This is a genomic window from Yersinia sp. IP36721, from assembly GCF_003634395.1.
In the GTDB taxonomy this organism is placed as follows: domain Bacteria; phylum Pseudomonadota; class Gammaproteobacteria; order Enterobacterales; family Enterobacteriaceae; genus Yersinia; species Yersinia entomophaga.
On the sequence record NZ_QCZL01000085.1, the window covers coordinates 1 to 653 of the forward strand.

The window sequence follows — 653 nt, forward strand, 5'->3', positions numbered from 1 at the left end:
AAGAGTCGAAATTGTAAAGTGTGTAAAACGAGATTTAAACCGGCCGCGATATACGAGTGGTGGTGCTGCGAAGAGCACAAAATAGAATACGCGGTTCTGGTTATGAAAGAGAGGCGAAAGCAGAACTACGATAACGAGATTAAGCAAAGGCAGGAGCGGCAAAAGGAGGATCGGAAGCAGCTAAAAGTCAGAAGAATTAATGCCCAGCCCAAAACGTATTGGATTAAGCAGGCACAGCAAGCCGTCAACGCCTTTGTAAGAGCCCGTGATTCAAGCCTACCCTGCGTATCATGTGGTACCCATTTAGCGGCACAGTGGGATGCTGGACACTACAGAACAACCGCAGCAGCACCTCAATTCAGATTCGACCCCCGGCAAATCCATAAACAATGTTCAGTATGCAACCAGCACAAGAGCGGGAATATCGTTCCGTACCGCGTCGAGCTGATTAAGCGCATTGGCATTAAGACCGTTGAGGCTATCGAGAATAACCACGAACGCCGCAGTTACACCGTCGAAGAGTTAAAAGGCATTCGTGATTACTACCGGCTGGAATTAAAGCGGCTAAAAGAAAATCAGGAGGCAGCATGAAATCCAATGTATGGCACGAGCTTGCAAAAGCTCCACGCAGAAGTTACCTGGGTAAATTACAG

Annotated in this window: 1 protein-coding gene; it reads left to right on the plus strand. The window is 47.8% G+C overall.

From position 1 onward, the window contains the following. Positions 1-591: recombination protein NinG (locus DBA33_RS20430; protein WP_120807132.1), on the plus strand; the 591-nt coding region annotated here is incomplete at its 5' end. Positions 592-653: the final 62 nt, after the last annotated feature.